This window comes from Mesorhizobium sp. M7A.F.Ca.MR.148.00.0.0 (assembly GCF_003997735.1).
In the GTDB taxonomy this organism is placed as follows: domain Bacteria; phylum Pseudomonadota; class Alphaproteobacteria; order Rhizobiales; family Rhizobiaceae; genus Mesorhizobium.
Map to the genome: position 1 here is coordinate 1 of NZ_RZTB01000493.1, position 311 is coordinate 311.

Genomic DNA, 311 nt, shown 5'->3' on the forward strand with positions numbered 1-311 from the left:
GTGCAGGTGCTGAAGCCGGTGATCATCCCGCTGTCGATGCCCGGATTGGTCGCGGGTGCGGCGCTGATCTTCGTGCCGGTCGTCGGCTCGTTCATGGAACCGCGCATCCTCGGCGGCCGCACCGGCACCTTCTACGGCACGGTCATCGAGGACCAGTTCGTAGCCGTGTTCAACTGGCCGCTCGGTGCGGCGCTCTCCTTCATCCTGCTGGCGGTGGTGCTGGTCATCCTGGCGGTGGCGTCGCCGGTGCTGCGGAGGGCTGCGTGATGACGACGACCCGCATCCTCGAAGGACTCGGCCGCGTCTATATC

General features: G+C 66.9%; 1 pseudogene. It reads left to right on the forward strand.

Features of this window, described 5'->3' with window-relative positions:
• Window positions 1-267 (forward strand): annotated as a pseudogene (locus tag EOB49_RS35075) (ABC transporter permease); the annotation flags it as partial.
• Between the last annotated feature and the right edge of the window lie 44 nt (window positions 268-311).